3 protein-coding genes and 1 pseudogene are annotated in these 4,459 nt (G+C 44.2%); 2 read left to right on the top strand and 2 right to left on the bottom strand.

Annotation, left to right across the window (positions count from 1 at the left end):
• Positions 1–370: 370 nt before the first annotated feature.
• Positions 371–1,651: a citrate synthase gene (gene gltA / locus H140_RS0103935; protein ID WP_019672355.1), complete on the top strand. Its 1,281-nt coding sequence runs from the start codon at positions 371–373 to the stop codon at positions 1,649–1,651.
• Between the two features lie 79 nt (positions 1,652–1,730).
• Here the strand turns inward: gltA and H140_RS0103930 are convergent, their stop codons facing one another.
• Positions 1,731–2,255 (bottom strand): hypothetical protein, encoded by a 525-nt coding sequence (locus H140_RS0103930; protein WP_019672354.1) that lies wholly within the window; start codon positions 2,253–2,255, stop codon positions 1,731–1,733.
• A 420-nt stretch (positions 2,256–2,675) separates the two neighbouring features.
• Here H140_RS0103930 and H140_RS0103925 point away from each other — a divergent pair, with 420 nt between their 5' ends.
• A complete protein-coding gene (locus H140_RS0103925; RefSeq protein WP_019672353.1) occupies positions 2,676–4,037 on the top strand; it encodes a replication-associated recombination protein A in 1,362 nt (453 codons plus the stop codon).
• A gap of 173 nt (positions 4,038–4,210) precedes the next feature.
• Here H140_RS0103925 and H140_RS13880 read toward each other — a convergent pair.
• A pseudogene (locus H140_RS13880) lies at positions 4,211–4,459 on the bottom strand (transposase); the annotation flags it as partial.

Here is a 4,459-nt window from a genome sequence, read left to right as displayed (position 1 = left end):
TTCTAGTTATTAACTGGTAATATACAAATTGTCTACATGGATACCAAGTTTAAGTTTGGATTATTTTATTCTGGTCGGACTCCCTAAAAAACTGAGATCGGCTTAACCAACCAAACCAAACTTATTCAACAGACCTTAATAACTAAGAGCTGTATAGAATTCATTTATTAGGACTGTAAATGAATTCTATATAGCTCCTAACGACATTATTTTTACAGTGTCATCCCTTCGATAACTTAACCCCTATCGCACCTAAGCTCAGTATCGCCGTGCTTTGGTACATCTGTATTATGCCAAGGTGCAATCTCACAAGGGTTAATACTATCGACTTCCAAAACTTACTATTAATTCTAACAATGAAGAGGATTTTATGGCTAACGATACAGCATATTTAAAGGTAGATGGACAGGAATACGAATTACCAATTCATAAAGGGACCTTAGGCAATCCAGTTATCGATGTTTCTGCATTTCAAAAAGCAGGCTATTGGACATATGATCCAGGCTTCAAAGTAACTGCACCAGTTGAGTCAAAAATCACTTACATCAATGGTGAAAAAGGTGAGTTACTCCACCGTGGTTACCCAATTGACCAACTAGCAGACAATGCTGAATACCTAGAAGTATGTTATGCCCTGCTACATGGAGATCTGCCAAACGCTGAGCAAAAAGCAGACTTTTATGACAAAGTACTTTCGCACACTGGCGTTCATGAGCAACTACGTAAATTCTTTGAAGGCTTCCGTCGTGACGCTCACCCAATGGCCGTTATGGTTGGTGTGGTTGGCGCCCTATCTGCGTTCTATCACGATCACCTAGATGTGACTGATCCAAAACAGCGTGACATCACTGCAATTCGCTTGATTGCAAAAATTCCAACCATCGCTGCAATGAGCTATAAGTACACCAAGGGCGAACCATTCATGTACCCACGTAATGACTTCAATTACGCGGAAAACTTCCTATACATGATGTTTGCAACACCAGCGGATGTAGACTACAAAGTAGATCCAGTCATCGCTCGTGCTATGGACAAAATCTTTACGCTACACGCAGACCATGAGCAAAACGCGTCTACCTCAACTGTCCGCTTAACAGCATCTACGGGTGCAAACCCATATGCTTGTATCGCAGCCGGTATCGTTGCGCTATGGGGCCCATCACACGGTGGTGCTAACGAAGCGGTACTAACCATGCTTGATGAAATCGGCTCAGTCGATAACGTTGAAGAATACATGGAAAAAGTGAAGCGTAAAGAAGTTCGCTTAATGGGCTTTGGTCACCGTGTTTACAAAAACTTTGACCCACGTGCCAAAGTCATGAAAGAAACCTGTGACGAAGTGTTAGGCGCTCTAGGCATTACAGATCCTAAGCTTGAGCTTGCGATGAAACTTGAAAAAATCGCTTTAGAAGACCCATACTTCGTAGAACGCAACCTATATCCAAACGTTGACTTCTACTCAGGTATCATCCTAAAAGCGATCGGTATTCCAACGTCTATGTTTACCGTAATCTTCGCTCTAGCCCGTACCGCAGGTTGGATCAGCCATCTACTAGAGATGCACAGTGCACCATTTAACATTGGTCGCCCACGTCAGTTATACACAGGTGAAGTAAAACGCGACTTCGTAAAATTAGAAGACCGCAAATAAGCCTAATTAACAGACAAGCGTCTTGTTAAAAAAAAGCCCTCGGTATTTAGATACTGAGGGCTTTTTTCTGTCTTTTAACTTATGCACGCAAAAACGGAATACACGCCTCCCATGCCTGACAATCCAGCCCACGCTCTCGGCGCATATAATAATCTTCTACCATGCGTGCTTGCTGCTCAATACCATACTTAAAAAATGACTTGCCCTCTGCCAACACATAGTCATAACGGCGGTTAATAAGCGCCCCACGCACCACTTTTAAACCTTGTTGCAATTGCCAAACATGGGTCAGCTCATGGATCAGCCACGCCCGTTTTGCCAGTGGCTGCTCACCAAAGTCCTCAACCCAATCGTCTGGGTGAAAATAGATATTGCCATTGGGACTGATGGCATAGTTTTTTAATACCCAACAAGCGCTTTTAATTTGCACCCGTTTGACATCAAAGTCTGTACCAAAAACAGAGTGCACCATAGCAACTTCCGCCGTTGTTAATGGTCGGCTGTTGCCAGAGGTTTTTTTTATTATTTTTTTCTGTGCATTATTTGCCAATTGTTTGGCTTGTTGTGTGACAGACTTAGGGTTGCACAACAAAGATAATTTCATCGGTTACTCGCTCCAGTTGCATTAACTGACTTGATAGTGAGGTAATACCAAATCTGAAAATTAAGATATCGAGGACAATGAGTGCAAACGCTACAAGTAGCGGGTTTAGCGAGTTTGACAAAGATAGGTTGTTTTTCAAAAAAGGTATAATAACCATTTCTAATCAGCTAAAAGTTGGGTTACTACCATTCTATTAATGACTACGATTAGTGGCAATTTCAATACACAGCTGCTCTTTGGTTTGGGTATCTTAATGTCAGAAACGACAACCGTCTTAACTTGCTTTAATGAATATGGAAGATTATAGTCATAGATTTATCCCACATTGTTAGCAGCAATCACGCTAAAAACAATCAAGCTCAAAACAATCAAGCTCAAAACAATCAAGCTTAGCAATACACAAGGCATCTGAAACAGACTATGGCTCCATCTAATACCCCAGTTCAGCCCTCATTGATTGAGGAAGATAACAGCCTAGCAACAGCGATAACTTCTGCACCAAAAAGCAGCGCTAACACAGCGGACATCCCCTTGGCACAGCGGCTACGTCCCAAGTCACTGGACGAGGTCATCGGTCAAAGCCACCTATTGGCGGAAGGTGCGCCAATTCGTCGCTTTGTTGAGCATGGTCATCTGCCCTCATTGATTTTGCATGGTGAGGCAGGTATCGGTAAGACCACCATCGCCATGCTACTAGCAGATGCAGTAGGTCGCCCCTTTTATCCACTATCTGCGATTAATACTGGGGTCAAACAACTGCGCGATGTGCTCGATGCTGGCGCTAAAGGCGGGATGGCGGCGCCTGTGGTATTTATTGATGAAATTCACCGCTTTAATAAGGCGCAACAAGATGCGCTGCTTGGCGCTGTTGAGGCAGGCGACATTACCTTAATTGGCGCCACCACAGAAAACCCGTCCTTTAGCGTCAATAATGCCTTGTTGTCACGCTGCCAAGTATATCGTCTACAACCTTTGGACGAGGCACAAATAGAGGCACTGTTACAACGGGCGTTAAGCGAAGACGAGCTGCTATCGACGCTGACTATTCAGCTGGATGCCACTGCCCAGATAGCTAAGCTGGCACATGGTGATGCCCGTAAAGCCTTAAATTTGCTTGAGTTGGCAGTGCAAGCGTCTGATCACTCACAACAACCGATTATCATTGATGACAAGCTGTTAGCAAGTGTGGCACAAACTGCCTTGCAGCGCTATGACAAAGATGGTGATCAGCACTATGACATTATCTCAGCGATGATTAAGTCAGTGCGTGGCTCAGATCCAGACGCAGCCCTGTATTGGATGGCACGGATGCTGGTCGCTGGTGAGCCACCTGAGTTTATCGCACGACGCTTGGTAATTTTGGCCAGTGAAGATATCGGTAATGCCAATCCCAATGCATTACTGCTTGCTGATGCTGCGTTACGCTCGGTAAAAGCCATTGGTATGCCTGAAGCCCGTATTATTCTAGGGCAAGTGGTGGTATATTTGGCAACTTCTGCCAAAAGTAACAGCACTTATTTGGCAATTAACAAGGCAATGCAGTTGGCACAAAAAGACCAGTCTCCAGTGCCATTACATCTGCGTAATGGGGTGACTAAACTGATGCAGGCAGAGGGCTATGGGCAGAATTATGTCTATCCGCATGATTACCCCAATCATTATTATCCACAGCAGTATTTGCCAGACAATCTGATCGGTACTCAGTTTTATCAGTATGCCGACAATCAGCGTGAGCAACACAGTTTACAGTTTATGCAGTGGTTAACCTCGCAGTCTAAATAGTGGATTGACTAGTAGATTTGACGTAGGCTGGCGTGGAGGAACGACACCCAGCTAGAATCCATCCCCTGAGAAGCGTTAAGAAAAGCTCTGGGGGAACTTCTTAGCTTCGCAAGAGTCAAGCTGTGCTTGGCTAGAATCCATCCCCAACCCTTCCTTTAAAAAAGCATAGGTATCTACATAAATTTACTAGCAGCATCAGCAAAGTACTTTAGCTTATCAGGGGGATAATGATTAACAAGCTCGGTAAAGTTAAGCCACTGGAACAACCCAGCCATTAGCGCAGGCGCAGTTATCGGTTTGTTGTGCTTCATTTGCCGACCTGACAGACGCACAAGAAACAAAGCAAACTCTTGAGACTGCTTATCCGATGCTTGCATAATACGCCACCCTAATGTACATGCCTGAGATGCAATCAACAAGCG

The sequence above is a fragment of the Psychrobacter lutiphocae DSM 21542 genome, assembly GCF_000382145.1.
Taxonomy (GTDB): domain Bacteria; phylum Pseudomonadota; class Gammaproteobacteria; order Pseudomonadales; family Moraxellaceae; genus Psychrobacter; species Psychrobacter lutiphocae.
Note: the sequence above shows the minus strand (reverse complement) of the source record. Positions and strands in the feature narration are given on the sequence as shown.

What these genes read in the sequence shown, in the direction of transcription:
- gltA (WP_019672355.1), top strand. Translation starts at nt 371, where the DNA reads ATGGCTAACGATACAGCATATTTAAAGGTAGATGGACAGGAATACGAA.
- H140_RS0103930 (WP_019672354.1), bottom strand. Translation starts at nt 2,255, where the DNA reads ATGAAATTATCTTTGTTGTGCAACCCTAAGTCTGTCACACAACAAGCC.
- H140_RS0103925 (WP_019672353.1), top strand. Translation starts at nt 2,676, where the DNA reads ATGGCTCCATCTAATACCCCAGTTCAGCCCTCATTGATTGAGGAAGAT.